Annotated in this window: 21 protein-coding genes; 16 read left to right on the top strand and 5 right to left on the bottom strand. The window is 53.6% G+C overall.

The annotated features are described in order from the left end of the window. Positions 1–119: 119 nt before the first annotated feature. Together O0S10_RS09650 and O0S10_RS09645 are read right to left on the bottom strand one after the other, a co-directional pair. Positions 120–356, bottom strand: coding sequence for a hypothetical protein (locus O0S10_RS09650; protein WP_268925672.1), 237 nt, complete (start codon positions 354–356; stop codon positions 120–122). A gap of 56 nt (positions 357–412) precedes the next feature. Further along, entirely contained in the window at positions 413–1744 is a 1332-nt protein-coding gene (locus O0S10_RS09645; RefSeq protein WP_268925671.1) for a tyrosine-type recombinase/integrase, read from the bottom strand. Positions 1745–1907: 163 nt separating this feature from the next. On the opposite strand from O0S10_RS09645, the gene O0S10_RS09640 reads away from it, so the two are divergent. The 7 genes from O0S10_RS09640 to O0S10_RS09610 all read left to right on the top strand — a co-directional run bounded on the left by O0S10_RS09640 (position 1908) and on the right by O0S10_RS09610 (position 9751). Then, on the top strand, positions 1908–2360 hold the full coding sequence (locus tag O0S10_RS09640; RefSeq protein WP_268925670.1) for a hypothetical protein: 453 nt from the start codon (positions 1908–1910) through the stop codon (positions 2358–2360). Positions 2361–2528: 168 nt separating this feature from the next. Then, on the top strand, positions 2529–2798 hold the full coding sequence (gene gatC / locus O0S10_RS09635; RefSeq protein ID WP_268925669.1) for an Asp-tRNA(Asn)/Glu-tRNA(Gln) amidotransferase subunit GatC: 270 nt from the start codon (positions 2529–2531) through the stop codon (positions 2796–2798). Then, positions 2799–4076: an Asp-tRNA(Asn)/Glu-tRNA(Gln) amidotransferase subunit GatA gene (gene gatA, locus O0S10_RS09630; RefSeq protein WP_268925668.1), complete on the top strand. Its 1278-nt coding sequence runs from the start codon at positions 2799–2801 to the stop codon at positions 4074–4076. Continuing rightward, entirely contained in the window at positions 4077–5510 is a 1434-nt protein-coding gene (gatB, locus tag O0S10_RS09625) for an Asp-tRNA(Asn)/Glu-tRNA(Gln) amidotransferase subunit GatB (protein WP_268925667.1), read from the top strand. Between the two features lie 3 nt (positions 5511–5513). Next, on the top strand, positions 5514–8324 hold the full coding sequence (locus O0S10_RS09620; RefSeq protein WP_268925666.1) for a DNA topoisomerase I: 2811 nt from the start codon (positions 5514–5516) through the stop codon (positions 8322–8324). Beyond that, positions 8321–9007, top strand: coding sequence for a phosphoglycerol geranylgeranyltransferase (locus tag O0S10_RS09615; RefSeq protein ID WP_268925665.1), 687 nt, complete (start codon positions 8321–8323; stop codon positions 9005–9007). Before O0S10_RS09620 ends, O0S10_RS09615 begins: the two co-directional genes overlap by 4 nt. Further along, the gene (locus O0S10_RS09610) at positions 9008–9751 is read left to right on the top strand and encodes an RNA methyltransferase (RefSeq protein ID WP_268925664.1); all 744 of its coding nucleotides are present in this window, start codon (positions 9008–9010) and stop codon (positions 9749–9751) included. 149 nt (positions 9752–9900) lie between these two features. Here O0S10_RS09610 and O0S10_RS09605 read toward each other — a convergent pair whose 3' ends face one another. Next, positions 9901–11430 (bottom strand): sodium:solute symporter family protein, encoded by a 1530-nt coding sequence (locus O0S10_RS09605; RefSeq protein ID WP_268925663.1) that lies wholly within the window; start codon positions 11428–11430, stop codon positions 9901–9903. Positions 11431–11786: 356 nt separating this feature from the next. Here O0S10_RS09605 and O0S10_RS09600 point away from each other — a divergent pair, with 356 nt between their 5' ends. Beyond that, positions 11787–12179, top strand: coding sequence for a DUF126 domain-containing protein (locus O0S10_RS09600; protein WP_268925662.1), 393 nt, complete (start codon positions 11787–11789; stop codon positions 12177–12179). After that, positions 12176–13270, top strand: coding sequence for a TIGR04013 family B12-binding domain/radical SAM domain-containing protein (locus tag O0S10_RS09595; protein WP_268925661.1), 1095 nt, complete (start codon positions 12176–12178; stop codon positions 13268–13270). The genes O0S10_RS09600 and O0S10_RS09595 overlap by 4 nt, the downstream gene beginning before the upstream one ends. A 145-nt stretch (positions 13271–13415) precedes the next feature. Here O0S10_RS09595 and O0S10_RS09590 read toward each other — a convergent pair whose 3' ends face one another. Further along, positions 13416–16424 carry a right-handed parallel beta-helix repeat-containing protein gene (locus tag O0S10_RS09590; RefSeq protein ID WP_268925660.1) on the bottom strand — a complete coding sequence of 1003 codons (3009 nt, stop codon included), beginning with the start codon at positions 16422–16424 and terminating at the stop codon, positions 13416–13418. A 687-nt stretch (positions 16425–17111) separates the two neighbouring features. Here O0S10_RS09590 and O0S10_RS09585 point away from each other — a divergent pair. Genes O0S10_RS09585 through O0S10_RS09555 form a run of 7 tightly spaced genes read left to right on the top strand, consistent with a single transcriptional unit; the run spans position 17112 to position 22159 of the window. Then, entirely contained in the window at positions 17112–17474 is a 363-nt protein-coding gene (locus O0S10_RS09585; protein WP_268925659.1) for a hypothetical protein, read from the top strand. Next, a complete protein-coding gene (locus O0S10_RS09580) occupies positions 17461–17988 on the top strand; it encodes a nitroreductase family protein (RefSeq protein ID WP_268925658.1) in 528 nt (175 codons plus the stop codon). Before O0S10_RS09585 ends, O0S10_RS09580 begins: the two co-directional genes overlap by 14 nt. 24 nt (positions 17989–18012) lie before the next feature. Then, the gene (locus O0S10_RS09575) at positions 18013–18372 is read left to right on the top strand and encodes a DUF555 domain-containing protein (RefSeq protein ID WP_268925657.1); all 360 of its coding nucleotides are present in this window, start codon (positions 18013–18015) and stop codon (positions 18370–18372) included. Next, the gene (locus tag O0S10_RS09570) at positions 18369–19268 is read left to right on the top strand and encodes a carbohydrate kinase family protein (protein ID WP_268925656.1); all 900 of its coding nucleotides are present in this window, start codon (positions 18369–18371) and stop codon (positions 19266–19268) included. The genes O0S10_RS09575 and O0S10_RS09570 overlap by 4 nt, the downstream gene beginning before the upstream one ends. Beyond that, on the top strand, positions 19269–19925 hold the full coding sequence (locus O0S10_RS09565; protein ID WP_268925655.1) for a diphthine--ammonia ligase: 657 nt from the start codon (positions 19269–19271) through the stop codon (positions 19923–19925). 8 nt (positions 19926–19933) lie between these two features. Then, complete coding sequence (locus O0S10_RS09560; RefSeq protein WP_268925654.1) at positions 19934–21670, top strand: DUF2070 family protein; 1737 nt, start codon at positions 19934–19936, stop codon at positions 21668–21670. 51 nt (positions 21671–21721) lie between these two features. Next, entirely contained in the window at positions 21722–22159 is a 438-nt protein-coding gene (locus tag O0S10_RS09555; RefSeq protein ID WP_268925653.1) for an META domain-containing protein, read from the top strand. Positions 22160–22171: 12 nt separating this feature from the next. On the opposite strand, the gene O0S10_RS09550 is transcribed toward O0S10_RS09555, so the two are convergent. Next, positions 22172–22393 (bottom strand): hypothetical protein, encoded by a 222-nt coding sequence (locus O0S10_RS09550; RefSeq protein ID WP_268925652.1) that lies wholly within the window; start codon positions 22391–22393, stop codon positions 22172–22174. Positions 22394–23156: the final 763 nt, after the last annotated feature.

The following is a 23156-nucleotide window of genomic DNA, read 5'->3' as shown; positions in this document are numbered from 1 at the left end:
GGCAGAGCCGCCGCGGTAATCTCTCCCTCATCATCCAAAACTAATCTCTGACAACCCCGGCTTGCGCCGCCCCCAATCTTGGGGGCTCAAATGGGATAGTGCACCTGCAAGGGAGAAACTCAATCAAACTCCCAATTCACAACGGAAACAGACTTTACCGCCTCAAAAATTGCCTGCCTACATTTTTCTTCTGTACCTGAAAAATCACAAAAGAGCTCTGGACAGATTGACATGCTGCGCAAAATCTCCCGCTGACATTCAACCACCAAATACAGCCGAAACGCATCATCAACAACCATATCATATTCTTTGCCGGTTCTCTTACAATAATTCTTAATAATTTCATGTTTTGACATGTTTTTACCTTCATTTTCATATTATTCTAAAATCCATACACCAAAACCAAAATCTACTATTTTTCACCACCATAACGAGAATCCCAATCTTCCAAGTACTCATCTCGTTTTCGATCAATCTGCTTCTGTAATTCTGAAACAATTTTCTCCTGACTCTGACTCTCTTTCATAATACTTAAATCAAAGTCATTTTCTGAAATTTCCCCAGATTTCAAAAGTTCGTTAAATTCCAATAATTTTCCCTGAACAAAACCCCACTGCCGCAATTCTGCAATTTCTTGCCGAGTTTGTAATAAAGCTATTCGATACTCGGATAACTGAGAATTCAGTTCTTCTTTTTGAGACTGCATATCCTTTACCAAAGAAACAATCACCGCGTTTTGTTCATTCAGAGCCTGCTTTGTTTCCCCTTGCAGCTCTGCATAAGTTGCCGGTGCTTCTATGCAAAGATAGGGTTCAACCGCTTTGTAGGCTTCCCGCAACTGTTCAGCAGTATATCTCCGGTAATGTTTGGATAAGCCCTCATCATGACCTATGAGAGCATTGACTATATTTTCCGGCTGATGAAGTTTGGAGGTTGACTCCATCCATTTTCTAAAAGCGTGAAACGTAATTGTTCCCCGCTTTCCCTCTTCGTCATACTCATAAAGTTTAGCTGCTTCAAGAATCCGCCGAAGCTTCTTACCCGCAGTTGCAGAAGTCATACCAAAAAGGGACGTGTTTTCATATGTGCGGGAGATGTTCTTTGCCCGCGTAACACTTTGCAGCAAATACACATCCCGAATCTTAACCCACTCTGCAATAGCCGCCGCAGCTTCAGCAGAGAAAAAATATGTGTGACGGACACGCGCCTTCATTTTCCGACCGGAGAAACTCACTTCGGAGGGTTCACCAATCACAATATCAGCCTGATGTATGCCGAGAGCCTCATTTATTCTCATACCAGACGACGACAGAAGCAAAATAAGCGCCTTCATCTGTATGTCGGAATGGTGTAAGATAACCCGGATTGTCTCGCGGCTAATTTCCGCCTCCTTGTGTACGAGAACACGACGAGGAAGCATAGCCTTCAAAGGCTGAATCTCTCTATCTTCAAGATAATAACCATTCCATTTCAACCACAAGGAGACAGTCTGAAAAGCATTATGCACGGTCAAAGGTGAATAATGACCTTTCTCACAGTTATCATTCAAAAATTGAACATAATCACGCAAAACACAAAATAAATCAGGGTTAGAGTTAAGCCACTGTAAAGAAGCATTATTCTCTTCACCTTTTTCACAGGAAGTAATGAAGCGAATAAAGCCGGATAAATGAGTAAAAACCGCAACCTGTGTATTCTTCGAACGTTTCGTGTTTACGTATTCATTGAGTCCAACAAATTCCATAAACCAACGTTGAACAACGCACTATATAAGCGGTATAGCTGATTTTTTTCAAAAAAATATTCGCCTGCATGTGTATCAGGAGCACTTTCACACCGCACGGTCCCTCCTTTATCCCTTCACCCCGCAAACCACTCTCTGACAACATCACAGAGGTAAACCACACATGACACACACCTATCGCCCGGCACGGACCCGCTCCCGCAGAATCAGAAAAACCCAGCTCCCCCGCAGCATCTACCTCCTCCCCGACGGCAGAATCATGTACCTCCGGTACAACAAAAACCCCATCGCAAACAGTGCCCGTCCCTACATCACCGCAGATGACGGAAAAAACCACCCCGCCTACATACCCCCGCTGCCGGAACAGATCTGGCGGAAACACCCCGTCCTGAACCCGGCCCGCACCCGGCGGGCCGCCGCCGTCCAGATCGAACTTGCAAAACTCCTCCGGCTCCCGAAAACCGGCGCAAAACCAACCGCCCGGACGCAGCTCGCCGAACTCGCCGACTGGCTTGCCGTCATGTACCGGCTCACGGAAACCACATCCGCACCCCCCGACAGGCAGCATACCGCCCCGCAGCCCGAACCCCTGCGGTCTGCCCGCCTGCTCTCCTGACAAAATACCGCAACCGCACTATAATAATAGACCCGGGAAACTCCGCGCCGGACCCGGGACACCCCGCAACATTTTCCAAAAAACCGATCAATCCTGCCGGAAGAGTAGTAACTCTTTTTACTCAAAACAACATCATCACTAAACTACTATTCACAGGTCGCAGAAAAAATGGTCTCTGAAAACGATGTTCTCCATATCGCAGAACTTGCCGACATCGGTATTGCCACCTCAGAACTCGGCAAATTCACCGAACAGTTCAACGCAATTCTCGAATACTTCGATATCCTCGACACCCTGGCCGCAGACGACGAACTCGACCGTCCGCTGGTCAACGTATTCCGCGAAGACGAGGTCACACCCTCCCTCCCGCAGGAAGAAGCACTTGCAAACTCCCATAACCCTGAGGACGGCTACATCCGCGCTCCCAAGGTGATCTAAATGTCCGACGCATACAACGCATTCCTCTCCGACATCGAAATCCCCTCCGAAACAGCTGGACCACTTACCGGTGTCCGGATCGCCGTCAAAGACAACATCTCCACCAAAAATATCCCCACCACTTGCGCCTCCAAAATCCTCCTCGGCTACATCCCGCCCTACGACGCTCATGCAGTCGAACTGCTCAAAGCAGCAGGCGCAACCATCGCCGGAAAAACCAACATGGACGAGTTCGGCATGGGTACCACCACCGAAAACAGCGCATTCGGCCCCGCCTTAAACCCTCGTGACACCACCCGTGTTACCGGCGGCTCCTCCGGCGGCTCCGCCGCCGCCGTCGCCGCGGGCCTCGTCCCCATGGCGCTCGGCTCCGACACCGGCGGCTCAATCCGCTGCCCCGCATCCTACTGCGGTATCGTCGGCCTCAAACCCTCCTACGGTCGCGTCAGCCGCTACGGCTTAATCGCCTACGCGAACTCCTTCGAACAGATCGGCCCGATGGCCGCAAACGTCACCGACACCGCCAGACTCTTCAGCGTAATCGCCGGCGGCGACCGCCGCGACTCAACCTCGGTCGACAAACCCTACGACATTACCGGCCTCCGCGCAGACATCAAAGGAAAAATCATCGGCGTCCCCAAAGAATACTTCGGCGAAGGCGTGGACACCGGCGTAGCCGAAACCGTTGAAACATCCATCGGCAGACTCGAAGAGCTCGGCGCAACCATCCGCGAAGTCTCCCTCCCCTCCATCCGGTATGCCCTTGCCGCCTACTACGTCACCTGTACCTGCGAAGCAAGCTCCAACCTGGACCGCTTCGACGGCGTCCGTTACGGCCCGGAACCCGAAATGAACCTCCCGTGGCACGACGCCTACACCAAAGTCCGTCAGGCAGGATTCGGCCCCGAAGTCCGCCGGAGAATTCTCCTCGGAACCTTCGCCCTCTCCGCCGGATACTACGGCAAATACTACGTCAAGGCACAGCACGCCAAACAGCTCATCCGCCGCGACTTCCAGCGGGTCCTGACCGAATGCGACCTCCTCGCAGGCCCGACCATGCCCAACATCGCCCCCAGACTCGGCGAACTCACCGCCGACCCCCTGCGGATGTATCAGACCGACATCCTCACCGTCCCGGTCAACATCGCAGGAATCCCTGCAATCTCGCTTCCCTGCGGAACCGCCCACGGCATGCCCGTCGGACTCCAGCTCATGGGAAGAATGTTCGGTGAAGAAGCACTGCTCAACGCAGCACTTGCATTCGAGGAGGTGGCATAAATGGCCGACGAAGAAATGAAAGTCATCATCGGTCTTGAAGTCCACTGCCAGCTTGACACCGCCTCAAAATTATTCTGCGGCTGCTCCGCAGACTTCCGGGCCGACGCCCCCAACACCCATGTCTGCCCCGTCTGTCTCGGACTGCCCGGCGCACTCCCCGTCCTCAACAAAAAAGCAATCGAATACGCCCTCAAAGTCGCAAAAGCACTCAACTGCACCATCCCCGAAGAAGGCGAATTCTGCCGGAAGAACTACTTCTACCCTGACCTCGTCAAAGCCTACCAGATCACCATGGGCGACAACCCGCTTGCCCTCGGCGGCTACATTGAGATAGAAGACGACGCAGGCAACCCGAAAACCGTCAACCTCACCCGTATCCACGTCGAGGAAGACCCCGGCAGACTCGTGCACATGGGCAACAAAGAACGCGGACACTACACCCTCGTTGACTATAACAGATCCGGCATCCCCTTAATCGAAATGGTCACCGAACCCGAACTCTCCTCCCCCAAAGAAGCCCGCCGTCTCTTAAACAAACTGCGGGCCACCCTCGAATACCTCGACGTATTCGATCCGGAGAAGGAAGGTTCCATCCGTGTTGACGCAAACATCTCCATCAAAGGTCACGAACGCGTTGAGATCAAAAACATCTCCTCCTACAAAGGCGTGGAAAAAGCACTGACCTTCGAGATCACCCGGCAGAAAAACCTCATCCGCCGCGGCGGAACCATCGCCCGCGAAACCCGCCACTTCCAGGAAGGAAAAGGAACCACCACCAGCGCACGGTCCAAAGAAACCGCAACCGACTACCGCTACTTCCCCGAACCCGACCTGCCGGTCATCCGCGTCGCATCCTGGGTCAAAGACATCGTCCTCCCGGAACTGCCCGACGCCCGCCGCGACCGGTTCATGCAGCAGTACGGCATCGCCGTAAACCACGCCCGAACCCTCACCGGCGACCTCCGGCTTGCCGAGTTCTATGAAGACGTCGCAGACGTCGGTGCGGCAATCGCCGCATCCTGGATTGCGGACATCCTGATAGGAGAACTCAACTACCGCGACATGGGACTCAGCGAAGCTGCGGCCCACACCCCGGAGTTCAAAGACCTCCTCACCCTCGTCCGCGACAAAAAGATCACCGACAAAGCAGGCGTTGACGTCCTGCGTGTCTGGCTGGACGACCTCCATGCAGGAGAAAAGAAGGAAACCCCGGCACAGATCGTCGAACGGCTCGGACTTGCCCGCGAATCCGGCGAATCCTTCCGCGGTATCGTCGAACAGATCCTCGCCGCCAACCCGCAGGCAGTCGCCGACCACAAAGCCGGAAAGAAAGGCGCTCTTAACTTCATCGTCGGACAGGTCATGAAAGAGACCAAAGGCAAATCCGACCCGCGTGAAATTCACGCCATGATTGCAGAGCTTGTGGGAGAATAACCAATGCACCTCATCATCGCCGAAAAGAACATCGTCGCAGAACGCATCGCCGCATTTCTGGCAGGAAAACAGAAAGTGCACACCAAACGCGACGGCGCCGCAACCGAGTACACCTTTGGCGATACCGTAGTCATGGGTCTTCGCGGTCACGTGGTGGAACTTGACTTCACCAAAGGCTACAGCAACTGGCGAAGTGAAGAACACCCGCCGCGCTCCCTCATCAACGCCGGGATCGAAAAACATCCGACCGAAAAGAAGATCGTCGCCCTCATGCAGAAACATGCGCGGAAGGCCGACCGCGTCACCATCGCAACCGATTACGATACCGAAGGAGAACTCATCGGCATGGAAGCCTATGAGCTCGTCCGCGCCGTCAACCAGAAAGTAACCGTTGACCGCGCCCGGTTCTCGGCAATTACCAAAGACGAAATCACCAAAGCAATCGCCGAAGCGCAGGAGATCGACTTCAACCTCGCCGCAGCCGGAGAAACCCGTCAGGTCATTGACCTCGTCTGGGGAGCATCCTTAACCCGGTTCCTCTCCATCGCCGCCCACCGCGGTTCAGACAGCATTCTCTCCGTCGGGAGGGTGCAGAGCCCGACGCTCGCCATGATCGTTGACCGCGAAAAAGAGATCGAAAAGTTCGTGCCGGAGAAGTACTGGATGCTTACCCTCACCGCAAAGATCGCCGGCGAAGAAGTAACCGCCCGCCACGTGCACGGACGGTTCACCGTCAAAACCGAAGCCGACACAGCCTTTGCCGGAACACGCGACCCGGTCACCGTAAAAGAGGTCATCACCGGTAAAAAAACCGACAAAGCCCCGACCCCGCTTGACACCACCGCGTTAATCGTCGGTGCAGGGCGGCTCGGTCTCTCCGCCGCATCCGCGATGAACAAAGCAGAAGACCTCTACATGCGGGGATTCATCTCCTACCCCCGTACCGACAACACCGCGTATCCCAAAAGCCTCAACCTCCGCCAGCACCTCAAAATGTTTGCCGGCGGCGAGTTCGAACGCGATGCAAACCATGTACTGGCAAACATGCGGGCCGCACCGACCCGCGGCAAGAAAGAGACCACCGACCACCCGCCAATCTATCCGACCTCCAAAGGCACCCGTGCCGAGATCGGTGACGACGTCACCTGGAAACTCTATGAATTCATCGTCCGCAGATTCTTTGCAACGCTTTCTCCGGATGCTGAGTGGAAGACCCTCAAGGTCAACCTGACCGCAGACACCGAGCCGTACACCATCACCGGCGGACGACTGGTTGTGCCCGGCTGGCGTGCGGTGTACCCCTACAGCAAGGCCGAAGAAGCCATCCTGCCGGAGTTTGCGGTAGGTGACCGGCTCACGCTCACCGATAAAAACTGTGAGGAAAAAGAGACCCAGCCACCGGCACGCTACTCGCAGAGCAGACTCATCCAGAGAATGGAAGAGCTGGGTCTTGGCACCAAAAGTACGCGGCACGAAGTGATCAGCAAACTGATCGGCAGAAAATACATCGAAGGAAACCCGATGAAACCGACCATCGTCGGTCGTGCGGTTACCGAATCGCTGGAAAAGTTTGCGGACACCATCACCGCCCCCACCATGACCAAGACCCTCGAAGAGTCAATGGAAAACATCGCTGCCGGAACAAAGACCATGGACGCGGTTCTGACCGAGTCGAAGACTATGCTTTCCTCCATCTTCGATGATCTGGAAGAGAACAAAGAAGCGATCGGCCAGGACCTCATGGACCGCACGCGGGAGGAACAAACCGTTGGTCAGTGTCCGGTCTGCGGTGCCCCGCTCCGTATCCGGCGTGCCGGAAACTCCCAGTTCATCGGCTGTTCCGGCTACCCGAAGTGTACCTTCAACACCAGCCTTCCGCCGGCAACATGGGGGAATGCAGTCAGAATGAACGAAATCTGTCCCATTCACCAGCTCAACCATGTGCAGCTGCTCCGCAAAGGTGCTCCGGCCTGGAAGATCGGGTGTCCGCTCTGCTCTCATATCAAAACAAACGCCGAAGCGTTTAAGATGCTGCCCGGCATGACCGATGCAGGAATTGAGAAACTGAACAGTGTACACATCTATGCAATCTCCGAGCTTGCCGGAATATCCCCAGACGATCTGATGATCCGGCTCAATATCTCCCGGCCTGAAGCGGATAAAATGATTCGGGATGCTGAAACGGTTCTGGGGCTGCTGCGCAAGAGAACCGAACTCAAGAAGTTCATCTCCTCGCATGTTGCGCCCCGCCGCGGACGCGGTCACTCCAAGGTCAGTGCCGCCTTCATCAGCAAGGGAATTGTGGACATTGCAGGTCTTGCCGGTGCAAAAAAGAGTGATGTGATGGAGGCCGGCCTCTCCGAGGCCGAGGCCGACACGCTTCTCACCGAGGCAGCACGCGTTATCCACATCGCAGAGATGAAACAGTACGGCATTCCAACAATTACCCTCAAAAAATATGTTGCCGCCGGATACGAAGACCCGGCGGCCTTTGTTGCGGCGCATCCCGCAGGTCTTTCCCTTGCAACCGGTGCATCGGTGACAACCATCTGCAAGCATCAGAAAATGGTGGCAGAACAGATCGGCACAGAACCGCCAAAGTCGCTCAGCAAAGCAGCATTTGACACTGGCATTGCAAGCCTGACCCCGCTTGAAATTGAACCGGAACACCTGACCGCTCTTGCATTTGCGGGCGTATACAGCTGTGCACTTCTGAAAGGCACCGCTGTACAGACACTCGCGCGCCAGACCGGCATCACCAAGGAACAGCTGACCGAATACAAAAACAAAGCTAAAAAGGTGTGTGGAAAATGACAAACTGGAAAGAATGGAGACATATCACGAAACTCGATCCCGATAAAGTGCTGGGTGACGGTGCGGTTGCAGAGATTGCAGCAAGCGGAACAGATGTTCTGATGCTGTCGGGAACACTGGATGTAACGCCGGAAAAACTCGCGGACCTCTACGATCAGGTCCGCGACTCCGGTCTGCCGGTTGTGGTGGAACCGGCAGATCCGACCGGCGCCCGGTTCGAGGGGATGGATCTGGTGTTTGTGCCGACGGTCTTTAACGCCGCACATCCGATGTTTGTAACGGGTCTTCATAAAGAGTGGGTGCAGCACTTCCCGATTGCCTGGGACAAGGTGATTGGTGAGGCCTACGTGGTACTGAACCCTGCATCCTCGGTCGGAAAACTGACGCATGCAAAATGCGATCTCACACCGGAAGAGGTCGCCGCCTATGCGGTTGTTGCAGAGAAGTACTACCGCATGCCGGTCTTCTACATCGAATACAGCGGAACGTACGGAGACCCTGCGGTCACAAAAGCGGTTCATGAGGCAGTGGATGACATTGTAGTCTTCTACGGCGGCGGCATCAACAGCGCCGAAAAGGCCGCGGAGATGGGACAGTATGCAGATGCAATTGTGGTCGGAAACGCGGTATATGATGCAGGACCGGCGGTTCTCAAAGAGACGGTGAAGGCGGTCAGACGGTAAATGCCGCAGATCGATATCGTGCTCGTTGAGCCGCTGTATGAGGGAAACATCGGGTTTGCCGCCCGGGTAATGAAGAACTTCGGGTTTCACCACATGGTTCTGGTGAATCCACCGAAGATGACCGTGGAGGCAACTGCACGGGCATCACATGCGAAGGATGTTCTTGAATCAGCGGAGATTCTGACACTTGATGAGGTGTTTGCCCGCAGCAATCTTGCGGTTGCAACCACCGGCGGTCTGGCAAAATCGGTGTCAAACCCGATGCGGATGCCCTACTACTCTCCGGCAGAACTGCGGGAGATGGTTAAGGATGTGGATGGCCGTATCTCGATTCTGTTCGGGCGGGAGAACTGGGGATTAAACAACGATGAGATTCGCCGCTGCGATATTGTGGCAACGATCCCGACCTCACCTGAGTATCCGATTATGAACATCTCGCATGCGATCGGTGTGGTCTGTTATGAACTTGCACATCTGCCCCGGGGCGAGTATATGCTCGCCAGCCGGGTTGAGATGGATGCACTCTACGCGCACTTCGAACGGTTTCTGGAAGGCATCGGGCATCCGGTGGAAAAGCGGGAAACCACCCTTCTTCTTGCTAAGCGGGTTCTTGGGAGAACGAACCTGACGGTCCGCGAGGCGAGTACGATTCACGGCATCCTCCGCCGGACCGAGTGGCATCTGAAGCATCCGGGCGTGGCCTATGATGATAAGGGCCGTGAGTACTGGGACGGGGATGCGTGAGTACTCCCTTTTTTGAAAAGACCAAAACCTCAGTGTAGTTCACGGCCCATCGTTATCGAGATTCAGGGGGTTTCCCCTGACCGGCGTGCCTGAGGAAAACCGCAGGGGAGAACGGGTTCTGCGGCGGATACTATCCTCTGTTTACCGGTTCACTCCTTGGGATGCAGATATCCGCCGGTATAGGTTGCGTCCAGTGCTGCATCCGAATTCTTTTTTGTCAGAAGACTTGCAGTCACCATTGCCGCAATCGAAAACATCAGTGCATAGAAGGAGAAGTGCATCGGCAGTTTCTCCACAAACTGATCATAATAGCCAAAGCACAGTGCAGTAACCAGTCCCGCTGCCATACTGGCAATTGCCCCGGCGGTTGTAGCCCTGCGCCAGTACATCCCCGCAATCAGCGGCACCGCAAAGGATGCAAGAATCAGGCCGATGGCAAGAAATATCAGAAACACCAGAACCTCCGGTGGATTAACGGCAAGAAGGAGGGAAATGATCACCGCAGCAAGCATGGTAACCTGACTCACACGGATAACCTGTTTCTCCGTTGCTTTCGGCCGCAGAATCACCTTGAAGATGTTCCACGAAAACTGCGTACCAACGGTGAGCATCAGCCGGTCGGTTGTGGACATGACCGCGGCAAGAATCATCACCGCAAACAGCCCCATCGCCAGTACTCCTCCGGCCGCTGCACTGATACCGTAAACAAACGAATAGTCGGCAGCATTGGCAGCGTCCGGCAGGACGACCACTCCTTCCTCAACCAGCGTACGAACCCCCATCCCGGAGAACCGGACCAGCAGGGAAATCGTCAGATACACCGCAAACGCAATCAGCGGCGCCCAGCGGAAGAAACGGGCATCTTTGACTGCAAGAACATTGGATACCACATGGGGGGCACAGGCAAGGCCAACTACCAGCAGAACACCGAACGAAAAAATGATCTCCGGCGTGATGTAGGCATAGGCGGCGTAACGTTCCGGAAACGCCGGCATCACAAAGTTCGGATCGATTGCGGCAAGAACGGTGTTGATGTGCTCAAGCCCGCCGGCATACATCACAATCATCGGCGCGAAGATGAGCATGCCGAAGATGAGAATCAGACCCTGCACCATTCCGGTCCACGACACCGCATACAGACCGCCGAGAACTGTATAGGTGGTGATGATTGCCGCGGCAATCAACAGTGCCTGCCAGTGCTCCATCCCGAACAGCCAGACGAGTACAATACTGATAGCAGTGTACTGACCCACAAGATAGACCAGGGAGACGAGAATGCCGATGACCGCCGACAGGGTTCGGAGCTCGCGGTTATTTTCATATCTGAGGGAAAAGTAGTCTTCCAGCGTAACGATGCCCTGTTTCTTTCCGATCAGATTCAGTTTCGATCCAAAAAACACGATGCAGAACACCGCAGACAGCGGCACGAAGATCTGATCCCAGATGCTTGGCCAGCCGTAGGTGAACCCCATACCGCTGCCGCCGATAAGGGTCACTCCGCTGCAGATCGAGGTGATCAGCAGCAGGACAAATATCCAGAACCCGAGGCTTCGTCCGGCGAGAATATAGTCCTCGGAATTTTTGATTCTCTTTGCTGCCCAGACACCGATGCCAAGAAGAAGGGCAAAGTACATCACAATCAAAAAGAGGGCAATCCATGTGTCAGCTGTCCAGTTCATAGCAGTCCCATTCATCGGAGAGTTTGTGAACGAAATTTTCGTTACCGAATTTATCGGTTGTATTGGTATAAGAGTGTAATGGTTTTGTGGGCTTTGTTTCAAACGTAGGAATTTTTGCGGAGTACATGATGGGATTATCCCCTGTGGGGATGTTTTCAGGATTTTTTTGGCATGAGGTTTCACAGAGAGTCATCACGGAATACACGAAACGCATGCCTTCGGTCTGCTTACCGCTTCGCGGTTCCTCCCAGCAAAACCACGGCAAAAGAATCCCGAACATTCCGGACAAGTTTAGACATTTGGTACAAAACCGGTTTTGTGAGAATTTAATGCCGGAGACGCACATATATACTGGTATGACTCTGAAAGGCCGCAGCATTGCCAAAGGAACAGGAACCGGCGAGCTTCTCTATACCGATACGCCCATCTCCTTCCTTGGCGGCGTTGACGCTGCAACCGGCATCATCATCGACGAAAAGCACCCGCTGCACGGACAGTCCGTCGCAGGAAAAGTTCTCGCCTTCCCGTACGGCAAAGGATCCACCGTCGGCTCATACGTAATGTACGGCCTCGCCCGGAACAAAGTGGCGCCCGCCGCAATCATCAACACCGAATGCGAGACCATCATCGCAATCGGTGCAATCATCTCCGGCATCCCGATGGTTGACCGGCTGGACGGTGACGTATCCGGTCTTTCCGGTATGATCACCGTCAACGGCAGTACCGGTGAGGTCTCCACCGCAGAATGAGAGCAGTCTGGCGCTACATCCCTGCGGCACGAAACAGTTACGCTGCATTGTATGCGGCGTGCGAGGTATACGGATTCATACTTGAACCGGCGGACGCTCCGGAAGGGGACGTCGTCTGTTACAGTCTCAACAGTGTTGAGTTCCCGCGGTACAGAGATGAGATAGCCGCTGCTGATCAGATCACGATCGCCGGCGGTCCGCACGCCTCGGCAGCCTGGGAAGAGGTGGCCGGGGTCGCTGACTATGTGGTGATCGGCGAAGGGGAACGTACGCTTCCCCGGCTTTTATCCGCGCTTGCAGCCGGAAAGTCCGGGGCATCGATTCCCGGAGTTGCAACCCGTACCGGCGGCAGAAACAGAATCGATCACTCCGTACGGCTGGACGGGTTCCCCTGTTTCACCCGGATGAAGGGGTATATGGAGATCTCCCGCGGCTGTCCCTTCCACTGCGGCTACTGCCAGACCCCGCGGCTGCACGGAACGAGGATGCACCACCGGTCACGTGAAGCAATTGTGGAAGCGGCACGTCACTACCGGGACGCCCGTTTCGTTACCCCGAACGCCTTTGCCTACGGTTCATCCGACGGAAAAACACCTGACGTGGAAAAACTGGAACGGCTGCTTGCCTCCATGCCGGACAATAATCTCTACTTCGGGACGTTCCCCTGTGAGGTGCGGCCTGAGTTTGTCACGCAGGAGACCGCGGACCTCGTGGTGCAGTACTGTGCCAACACCAGACTGCACTTCGGTGCACAGTCGGGGTCTGATACGGTTCTCGCAAAAATGGGACGCGGGCATACCCTTGGGGATGTGTATGCGGCGCTGGATGTCTGCCGTGCCGCCGGACTTGAGCCGGTGGTGGATGTCATCTTCGGATTTCCGTTTGAAACGGATGAGGACGAAGAAGCAACCCTCGCACTCGTGAAAGACGTGGTCCGGTCCGGCAAAGTGCATGTCCATTCTCTGATGCCGCTGCCGGGAACACCGCTCGCAGACGCTGTTCCCCGCGAGGTTATTCCGGCAGTGGACCGGGCGCTTGGGAAACTTGCTCTCAGCGGGCGTGTTACCGGTGCGTGGCATAATAAATTCTGAAACGATGTGGTATCGGCAGGTACATCCTCCAAAAGACTCTGCCGGTTGAACTCCGGTAGATTTGGGTGATATCCTTTTGTAATGGGTGAGATGACATTCGGATGTATCTTGTACCGTCACATTTTTTCAGAAAAAAAGGAAAGGGTTACTTTCTTCTTCTCAGGATTCCTGCTGCTGCAAGTCCGATGAGAAGACCTGCAATGGGTGCTGGAGCCTCCTTTAAGGTGGAAGAGGCAGTCGGCGTAACCGTGGTGTCCGGGGTGATTCCCCCAGAGCCGGTTACTGCTGTCTGTGTTGGTGTTGCTTCCGTTGCGTAGTTGTTCGTATGAGTTTTTGCAGCGGTTGGTTCTGTTGTTGTCTGCAGTACTGATACCGCCCCGTCTTTTTTGTAGACGATGGCGAACGTTCCTGTTCCGGTACTCACCGATGCTGTGTACATTGCTGCCCCGCGTTCCTCTTTGAGATACGAGGTGGGCAGTTGTGTCCATATCCCGCCGATATATCGATAGAGGGCAATGTCATGGACGCTCAGGCCGTTATCTGTGAGCGTTGCGGAGGGAACCGAGAACGTAATCCCGACAGTGCCGTCTGTTTTTGGAGAGGTAAGGGTTGTTGTGACGTATGATTTTTCTTCGGCTGGTCCGGACACCGTTGCCGGTGAGGTAACGATTACGTATCCGTTTGTGCCACTGGGGAATTGAACGCCGGTGATACCGGTTCCTCCCATGTTTGCGACCCCGTTTCTGTCAATCGGATATGAGTTGTCAGATGAGGAATCGCTACCGCTGCCGGTATTCGGCTGCGGGACAGATTGTGCGCTGACAACAATCGTCGTGGTTTTGGTAAGGATACTGCCATCTGCAAGCGGGACTTCTGTCGTGATGGTGTACGTTCCTGATATCGATGGAGTAAAGGAAACAGGGTTGCCGGTTGTACTGGATATGATTTCTTCGAAACCATTTGGACCAGTGATTTTGGTACTTGCCGGAATTCCGGTAAATGATGTTCCTGTTGAACTCTGGGCCGAGATCGTGATCTGAACCGGTTTGCCGGGGTTCGGGGATGCCGGTGAACTACCAATACCGACCGCCTGTAATTCTTCGTCGGTAACTTTCAGCTGAAGGGTCTGTTGCATTGAGGCCAGCGCTGATGAGGTGGCGGTGAGGGTGACCTCACCTTGACTGCTTCCAATAAGTATACTGGAGGCAGGGGTGGTGGATTTGATGGATGCGGCTGTACCGGACGCTGACCACGCGACGTTTTCTTCCGGAAGCAGCATGCTTCCGTTATATACTTGGGCAACGATAGTGATGTTTCCGTTTTTCGGCAGGGTTACCGGTGCGGGAAGATCATTGCCCGCCGCGTCAACGAAGGTCACTTTATCCGGAACCGGGGCACGATATGATGCACCTCCGGTTGCTGTTCCTGTACCTGCATCACTTTCAAATTCAATTTTCCAGGCGTATGCTTTTCCCGGTTTCAGTCCCGAAATCGGGGCATTATACGTTTTTCCGGCTGGGAAAATACCCGTTAATTTCTTTGTAATGGGATCTCCTCCTCCCTCAGGGGTGAGGGTGATCGTTACTGATGTTGGTGCGGGTCCTTTTCCCGATCCAATGGTGAACGTAACATTTCCGCACGTCGAGTTGTAGGGGGAGAGGGAAACGTTCTGGGGAACGAGTGGTGTTCCCTGAAGGATGAGGTTTCCGTCACTTACTCTTAACGACCAGCCGGCATCGTGTAACACAGGAGCCAGGCCAAACTTTGCCGAAAGTGAGGAGGCGGTTACACTACTACCGGTTGCTGCGATAACCACTTTGTCGGCGATTGGCTTTGAAACAGTGATATTCGGTACGCTGCCGGTGAGTGCGGCGGGAACAGTGATCTTTACAGTATTTTCCAGATAGACATCATTCTCCTGACTGATTGTGGCAGTGCCTGACAACGCAAAGTCTTTTTGTGCATGAATTGCCTGGCCACCATTGTCCCACGGATAATCCTGCATTTTTCCCGTATAGGTGTTCCCGGATAGGGTACCCCCTGACATCGAGAACGTTCCGGACTTAATGTACACGCCGCCGCCTCCGGCAGAGAAATATTCACCAATCCCTTTTGCAGTATTTCCAGAGATGACAACATTGCCGGACAGGGTGCACGTACCGGACTCTGTATATATTCCCCCTCCGTTCTTCTGAGCAACGTTTGTGGAAATTTCACAATTCGTAATGGTGAGTGTTTTGCTGCCCATTAATCTGATACCTCCTCCATTACTATCAGCTGCCGTATTTCCGGAAATTTTTCCTCCCTCAATACTCGATGTGCCGGTTCCCACCAAACAGATACCTCCTCCTCCATTGGTTCCCCTGGCAGTGTTTCCCGAAATGATACCAGCCGTCATCTCCATGGTTCCAGCATTTACAACAGCGATTCCGCCGCCATAGGTACCTGCGGCATTTCCGGAAATCGTTCCGCCAGTAATCGTAAGTTTCCCGCCCTTCACCACAATTCCTCCGCCATACCAGTTGGCAACGTTGTTCGTAATGTTGCCGCCGGAGATCGTGGCAGTCCCGCGGTTGATGCACAAAGCCCCTCCCTCGGCATTCGGGCTTTCCGACGGGGGTGCAGTCATGAAGTTTGCGTTGTTGTTGGTCAGGGTTACGCCATCAGTCAGGTAAAATTCACCACCGTTTACCAGGATGAGACTGTCGGTTCCCGTACTCATGCCACCATCCAGAATAATATGACCCGGATTAGTGACCCAGTCAAGAACATTGTTTCCTTCTCTATCAGTGTATGTTGTCAGATGAAGCTTACCACCGGAGACAATTTCGAACATCGGACCGGAGAATCCTGCTTCACGGCTAATGGTGTGTGTTTCTCCCTCAGGGATCACGAGTTTAATGGTTCCGGCGATTTTGAGGGTTTTCGTAAGTGCAATATCGTTTGTAATGTAGATGTACGTTTTGGGAGTATACGCATCATAATAGTTGTCCGTAAAATCATCATCAGGTACCTCTGCATTGTCCATATTCTCTACGGCAACGGCGGACATATCGGCGTTCCACCCCGTGAGAGCAGACTCCATATCCTCAGCATCATTAATCGTGAGAGAGTCTCCCGCCACCGTGCCGCACACGGCCGTACAGAAAATCAACAGCAATACTACCAAAAAAAGACTTTTTGATACATTTTCTCTTTTCAAATGCCAGATGGTTTTCTTTCCACTTTGTTTTGTAAGGTCCATATCATACCACCAGAATTGCCATCAGCCCAACAGTTCAGAAGTACCAATTGTCAGGCAGATTGCAATCCTTATCACAGAGGATATAACCCGCACCAAAAAATGAGACGAAGAATTGAGGTATTTTGTAATTTTTTTCAGAAAAAAGAAGAAGAAAATTTATTTTAAAAATTCATAAAAACGGGTTTGACAGCGTTCTCATAAAAATCAGATCCGAAAACAATCTTAAATAATGAGTTATTCTGAAAAGTAGTTACTCTGTGGTCGGTAATAGTATCTCTATATATGTTACATGATCTAATATCCTATGTGATAAGGACGTAATCTGTTCTTAATTTAAAAATTTTAATTTTTTTATTTTCCGATCATGTTGTCATTCATACGCGGTTTTTTCCTCGAAAAATTTGCAACATCTCGTATTACCTGATCAAAAATTATCTGAATAAAAAAAAACACTCTCATTGGTTTATAAGAAATACATTCGGCACAATATTCCGACCAGTTCTTCCCCGGAAAAAGAATTCGCCTGATGTCAGTGAACAGCCGGAGAAGTGAACCAATACCACATTTTTATTGAATCAACCTTCCTAACTATATGGCATGACACTTGAACCAAAGGATGCCTTAACCCAATACCATTTTGCCGAGCGCTTAAAGCTCGACATCATGATGATCGCGCATCAGTATCTCACCATCCCCTCCCTCAAAAAAGAGGAGAAAGCCGGTGCAAAGCGCGTCCTTATCAATATCACCGAAGCCCTCGCCGCTGACAGCCGTGCCGCCGCCGCATTCACTGGTTGTGACGAGTTCAATAAAGCCTGCGACGTTCTGGACGAGGTAATGAACCTCGCCGAGTCCAACCAGTTCGGCCTCGCCTCCGAAAAAGCCGGAGAAGCAATGATCCCTATCACCACCGCAGCCGCAGCCGCCTGGGAAGTGCTCCACAGCCATGGACTCCTCTGAATTTCTGCACTTTCTTGCAACCCGCGTCTCGGTTCGCGAGTATGAAGCGGGCTGCATCACCGAAGACGACGCCCGGTATCTCCTGACCGCCGCATCCAAAGCCCCGTCCGCCGGAAACCTGGAGGCATGGGACGTCGTGATCGTCACCGACCCGGGCCAGCTGGAGATGCTTGCAGACGCCGCCGGCAACCAGCACCAGATCAAAGACGCGGGCTGTGTGTTCTGCGTCTGCGCAAACTACGTCCGCGCCATGTCGCGGTACGGTGACCGCGGCATCATGTTCGCCGTTGAAGACGCAACCATTGCCGCAACCTACATGATGCTCGCCGCCCACGTCCGCAGACTGCACACCTGCTGGGTTGGTGCATTCGACGACGGCGAGGTCAAAGGCATCCTGGATCTCCCTGCACACATCCGCCCCGTAGCACTTCTCTGCATCGGTCGCGGCGAAGCTCCGTCCCGCGGACCGGAACGCATGGACCCCGAAGATCATGCTCACTATGATATCTGGTAGACACCAATACTACAAATAAGATATATGCCGGACTATCGTGTGACACTGGAAGCTGCATGGACAGTAAAGGACGTGGCAACAACACAGGATGCCATCGGGATTGCCGTAAGCGAAGCAGGCAAACGCCTGCACCCGTCGGCCAAATTCGTGGACGTTGACGTCATGGGTATGCCCTGCCCCTACTGCGGTGACGAAATCAACAGCGCACTGGTCATTGCCCGGACCGGCATCGTCGGACTGCTGCTGTCCATGAAGGTGTTCAACGCCGAGGGTGAGGACCACGCCGAACGCATCGCAAAATCGGTAATTGGCCGGGCGGTCCGCGACATCCCGCTTGCAACCTACAGCATCACCCCCTGCGAAGCCGGGGAGGACCCAGAGTGAACGATCCGGTCATCACCGTCTGCGGTCACCTCTGCAACGACTACATCCTTGCAGTGGAAGAGTATCCGGAGGTTGGGACCTCCTGCAAAGTAATCGACCGGCAGAACTACTACGGCGGGGGAGCAGCAAACATCGCCGTAGGTATCGCCAAGCTCGGCGGATGCGCCGAGCTGATTGCAGCGGTAGGCAGGGATTACCCGGGCAGTTCCTACGAGCGCCACCTCAAAGACGCAGGGGTTGTAACCCGCCTCCTGCACACCAGCGCGGAAAACTGTTCCACCGCATTCATGGTGAACAATGCGGCAGGCGATCAGATAACCTACTTTGAGTGGGGAGCAGGCGCACTCTTCGAGACCGCCGACGCTCCGGCACTTCCGTTTGTCCACATGGCAACGGGTGATGCGAACTTCAACACAAAAATTGCCCGGCAGGCAGAGTTTGCAACCTTCGACCCGGGACAGGACGTCAAGTACTATGACGCTGCGCATCTGCGGGAAATTTTTGCGCACATTGACATGCTCATCTGCAACAACTTCGAGTCCCGGATCATGTGCGAAAAACTCGGCTGGACGGAAGAGGAGCTGATTGCATCCGTTCCGGTTGCGATTCTCACGAAGGGAAAGGACGGGAGTGTACTCTACGAAAACGGTGATGCCATCGAGATTCCCGCATGTCCGGTGACGCTGGTGGACCCGACCGGTGCAGGGGACGCCTACCGTGCGGGACTGCTTACCGCATACCGGCGCGGTTACCCGCTGCCGGTATGCGGTAAAATCGGTGCGGTGACCTCATCGTTTGTCGTGGAAAAGGTCGGCACCCAGACAAATCTTGCCGACTGGGAACAGATGCGTGAACGCTACGCCGACCAGTTCGGCACGCTGAAAAAGAGCGAATAAATGACCTGGGCCGCATTGACATCCGGAGGAAAAGATTCCATTCTTGCCCTGCAAAAGGCACTTGACGCAGGAATGGATGTGTCGTATATGGTGACTGTTGTCCCGGAAAATCCCGACTCCTATATGTTTCATGCGGCAAATCTGGCGGCGGTTCCGGTAATTGCGGAGCGTTGCGGCATGACCTATGTGGGGATTCCGACACCCGGAGAAAAGGAGGAGGAGCTGCGGGATCTGGAAAGGGGTCTTGCTGCCCTGCCGATCGAGGGAGTGATCGCCGGCGCAATTGAATCGGAGTACCAGCGTTCCCGCATCGCCGCGCTCTGTGACCGGCTGGGGATACAGCTTTTTGCGCCGCTCTGGCACATGGACCCGCTGGCGCTGCTGCGTGAGGTTGCGGAACGCATGGATGTCCGGATCGTTGTGACCGCCGCAGATGGTCTGGGAGAAAATGTGCTGGGGAAACGGATCGATGCTGATCTGATCGATCTGCTCTGCCGCATTTCGGCAAAACGGCGAATCCACATCGCCGGAGAAGGGGGAGAGTATGAATCTCTGACGCTGGATGCTCCGTGTTTTTCTGCACCCGTGCAGAGCGACGGGTGGCATACGGAGTTTTCCTGCGGGCGGGGGGTTGTGGTAATTGAGAAGTTCTGGTGAGATGTGTAATGGCTACTGAAGCAAAAACGGAAAATCTTTCAAAATATCTGTTCTCGGCGCCGGTCTGGTGGCAGTCGCTGATTCTTATGATCGGGCTGGGCATCCTCGTGGATGCTGTCGTGTACGTGGTGTCCGGGACAGCCGGGTCGATGATGTACGGCGTAGCGTTTGCCGCGGCAGCGGTTGCAGCGCTGGTCCTGACGAAACCGCTCGTGGACCTGCTCGGCGCAGAAAAGCTGACCTGGAACCGGTCGGCACTGGTGGCGCTTGCGTGTATGATCTTCTCGCTGTTCTGGATGGCGATCGGGTTTGTGCTGGATGCAGCGCTTGCATATGTGTTTGGTCTCGGTTTTATTCTTGCCATCCGGCTGCTGGTCCTTACGGCTATTGCCGACTACCGGATTGTGCGGATGTATCTGCCCGCGGCGGTGCAGACGATTGCAGGCGTGATTCTCGGGGTGTATCTGTTCGGGACCGGCTATCTGGTTCCGGCGATTCTGTCAATTCTGATCTTTTCGATCGGGATCATCAGTTTCCTGCTGCTCTTCGACCGGCCATTGCGCAAGGCACACGGAATTTCCGCGATGCAGTTTATCAATGCGTTTCTTGCACATCTGACGGATGGTTCCAAAGGTCTTGAGGATTATTTCCGGACGATCGGCGAGGCAGTGACGGTGCCGGAGACAAGTTTCTTTTTCCGGCGTGCAGGGAAAAAAGATGTGCTGTTTGTGGTGCCGAATCTGCATCCCGGACCTTTGTCCGAGGTCGGCGGCGGCAACTATCCAAAGCATCTGCACGATGAATTTTCGGAACAGGAAACGGTGTTCATCTCGCACGGATGTGCGACCCATGACTTCAATCTTGTTTCGGAGAGCGAGTGCGAAAAAATTGCGGCGGCAATTGACGGGACACGTGCGGAACTTTCGTATGAATCACGTGCAGGTCTCCCCCTGCGGAGCAGGTTCGGGACGGTTTCGGTTCTGTCCCAGCGGTTTGGCAACTCTATTCTGCTGGTGACGACACGGTCGCCGGAGATGACGGAGGACCTCGACTATGCGGTCGGGGCAATTGTGATGGCCGAGGGACACCGCTGGTATGAAAATGTCGGGTTTGTGGATGCGCACAACTGCATGGTCGAGGTGACCTCGGTGGTGCTGCCTGCATCACATACCGGCAGTGAGTACATTACTGCATCCCGGCAGGCCATGGAACATCAGGCGGCTGCGGAACTAACAGATTTTTCCATCGGTGTTGCCCAGAGGGTTCTGCCGTTTTCCCGCGAACAGGGGTTCGGCGATATGGGGGTGCTGGTGCTGGTGACGGAGGTTGCCGGAATGAAGACAGCGTATGTGCTCTTCGACGGGAACAATGTGCATATGGGAGTACGCGAGGTCCTGCGGAATGCAGTGCTTGCGGCAGGTGTTTCCGAAGCAGAGATTATGACAACCGATTCGCATGTAGTGAACACCATCTCGGGCAGAAATCCGGTCGGTATGGCAGTTTCCGCCGAGGAGATTCTGCCGCATCTGCTTGCTGCGGTTTCCGAGGCAGTTGAGGATTTGTCCCCGGCAGAAGTTGCGTCTGCAACCGGTATGTGCCGCGATGTAGAGGTGTTCGGCCCGAGCAGGACGGTGCAGCTGTCTGCGACGGTGAATGCAATGGTGACGAATCTTCTGCCGTTGTCGGTTCTTCTGCTGCTGGTTTCCTTCCTGATTACGCTGCTGATTTTTATGGTCTGCATCTGATCTTTGGTACAAAACTTTTCCTTATCTTCTTTTACAGCAGAGGTAAGAGGGATGAAATATCTCTCAATTCTTTTTGCTGCTGTCTGTGCCTGTTGTCTGGTTGCTGCGGCAGGCTGCATCGGCACCGACAAAGCCCCCAATGATCTTACAGAGAATCCCTGGATTCTCGATTATTTTGTGGGCGGAAATATTGCCGAGCATCCGGCTGAAGGGAGTATGATCACGCTTGCGTTTTCACAAGATCGTTCCTATTCCGGCAATGGCGGTATCAACAGCTATCAGGGGACGTATACCGTGTCCGGAAAGAATCTGACGCTTGGAAAACCGTCATCAACAAAAATGGGAGGGAGCGCTGCACTTACTGCGCAGGAGAATCAGTATCTGTCAAATCTTGAGGCTGTTGCTTCCTACACGGTGACTGACAGGAAACTGACGGTCTATGATACAGCGGGAAATACGATTATGATCTTCGAGGAATATCTCGTCTGATCTTTTTCTTTTTTAGTCGCGGCGGACTTCGATTGCGCAGCTGCTGCGGCGTACCTTTGGCAGGATTGCAAGTTTGTTTTCGTAGTTTTCGCAGGTAAATCCTTCTTTGGGCATGGGGTCAGGTGTGGCAAGGCCGCGGGTACAGGTTACGTGATATTCGTAGAGGCCGGTTGCCTGATTGATTGTATATTCGTGTTTGTCCAGTGCGGTGCAGGTCAGACAGGGAACTACCATGATCAATATGATGTACCGCGGAGGGTATGAAGGTAACGAAGTGTGTGGCGTTGCACCTGAATTTGTTTATTGACTACGCGTGATCTCGTTGATCGAATTTCAGCCCGTGATTCACACGGCAGAGCCGTTCCCGCCGCTCCGCGGAAGATACGAAACGCATGCGTTTGGTGTATTCTGTGGTTACGCCACGTAAAATCCTGTGCCGATGTGTGCTGACGATTGAACGTTTCATGCGTTTACGATTTTGTTGTATATATTCGAAACAGGATGGGTGGCTCCCCAGCCAGAGAGTATCCTGTGGAGGCGGAAACGGGTGTTCCCTTTTTTTGGTTCAATCGTTGTGGGTTTTGCCAAATTACTCTTTCCGTGATATTTCGTGTGGAAAATGTTTTCGGGGGCTTTTTTGCGTGTGGTTTTGCTTGGAGTAAGCAAGGAATACACGAAAAGAATCTGAGTACTGGAATCTGCTGTGGCGATGTGTACTGGTGTCTTTTGCGGTGGTTTTACTTGGAGTAACCACGGAAAACACGGAATACACGGAATTCCACGGAAAAAAAAACACGGAATACCGCCGCTTCGCGGCTTACGGAAAACACGGAAAGAATCTGTGTATTAATTGAGTGGAGATACCCGCACCCTTACCCTTTCCGTGATATTCCGTGGTTGCTCCAAGCGAAACCACCGCGAAAGCCTCCCGAAAAGATTTCCACAGGTGTTTCCCGCTTCCTTATTCTTTCCGTGTTGTTCCGTAAGCGAAGCGGTA

The sequence above is a fragment of the Methanocorpusculum petauri genome, from assembly GCF_026891975.1.
Classification (GTDB): Archaea; Halobacteriota; Methanomicrobia; order Methanomicrobiales; family Methanocorpusculaceae; genus Methanocorpusculum; species Methanocorpusculum petauri.
The sequence above is the reverse complement of the archived record's forward strand: the minus strand, read 5'-3'. Positions and strand labels throughout refer to the sequence as shown.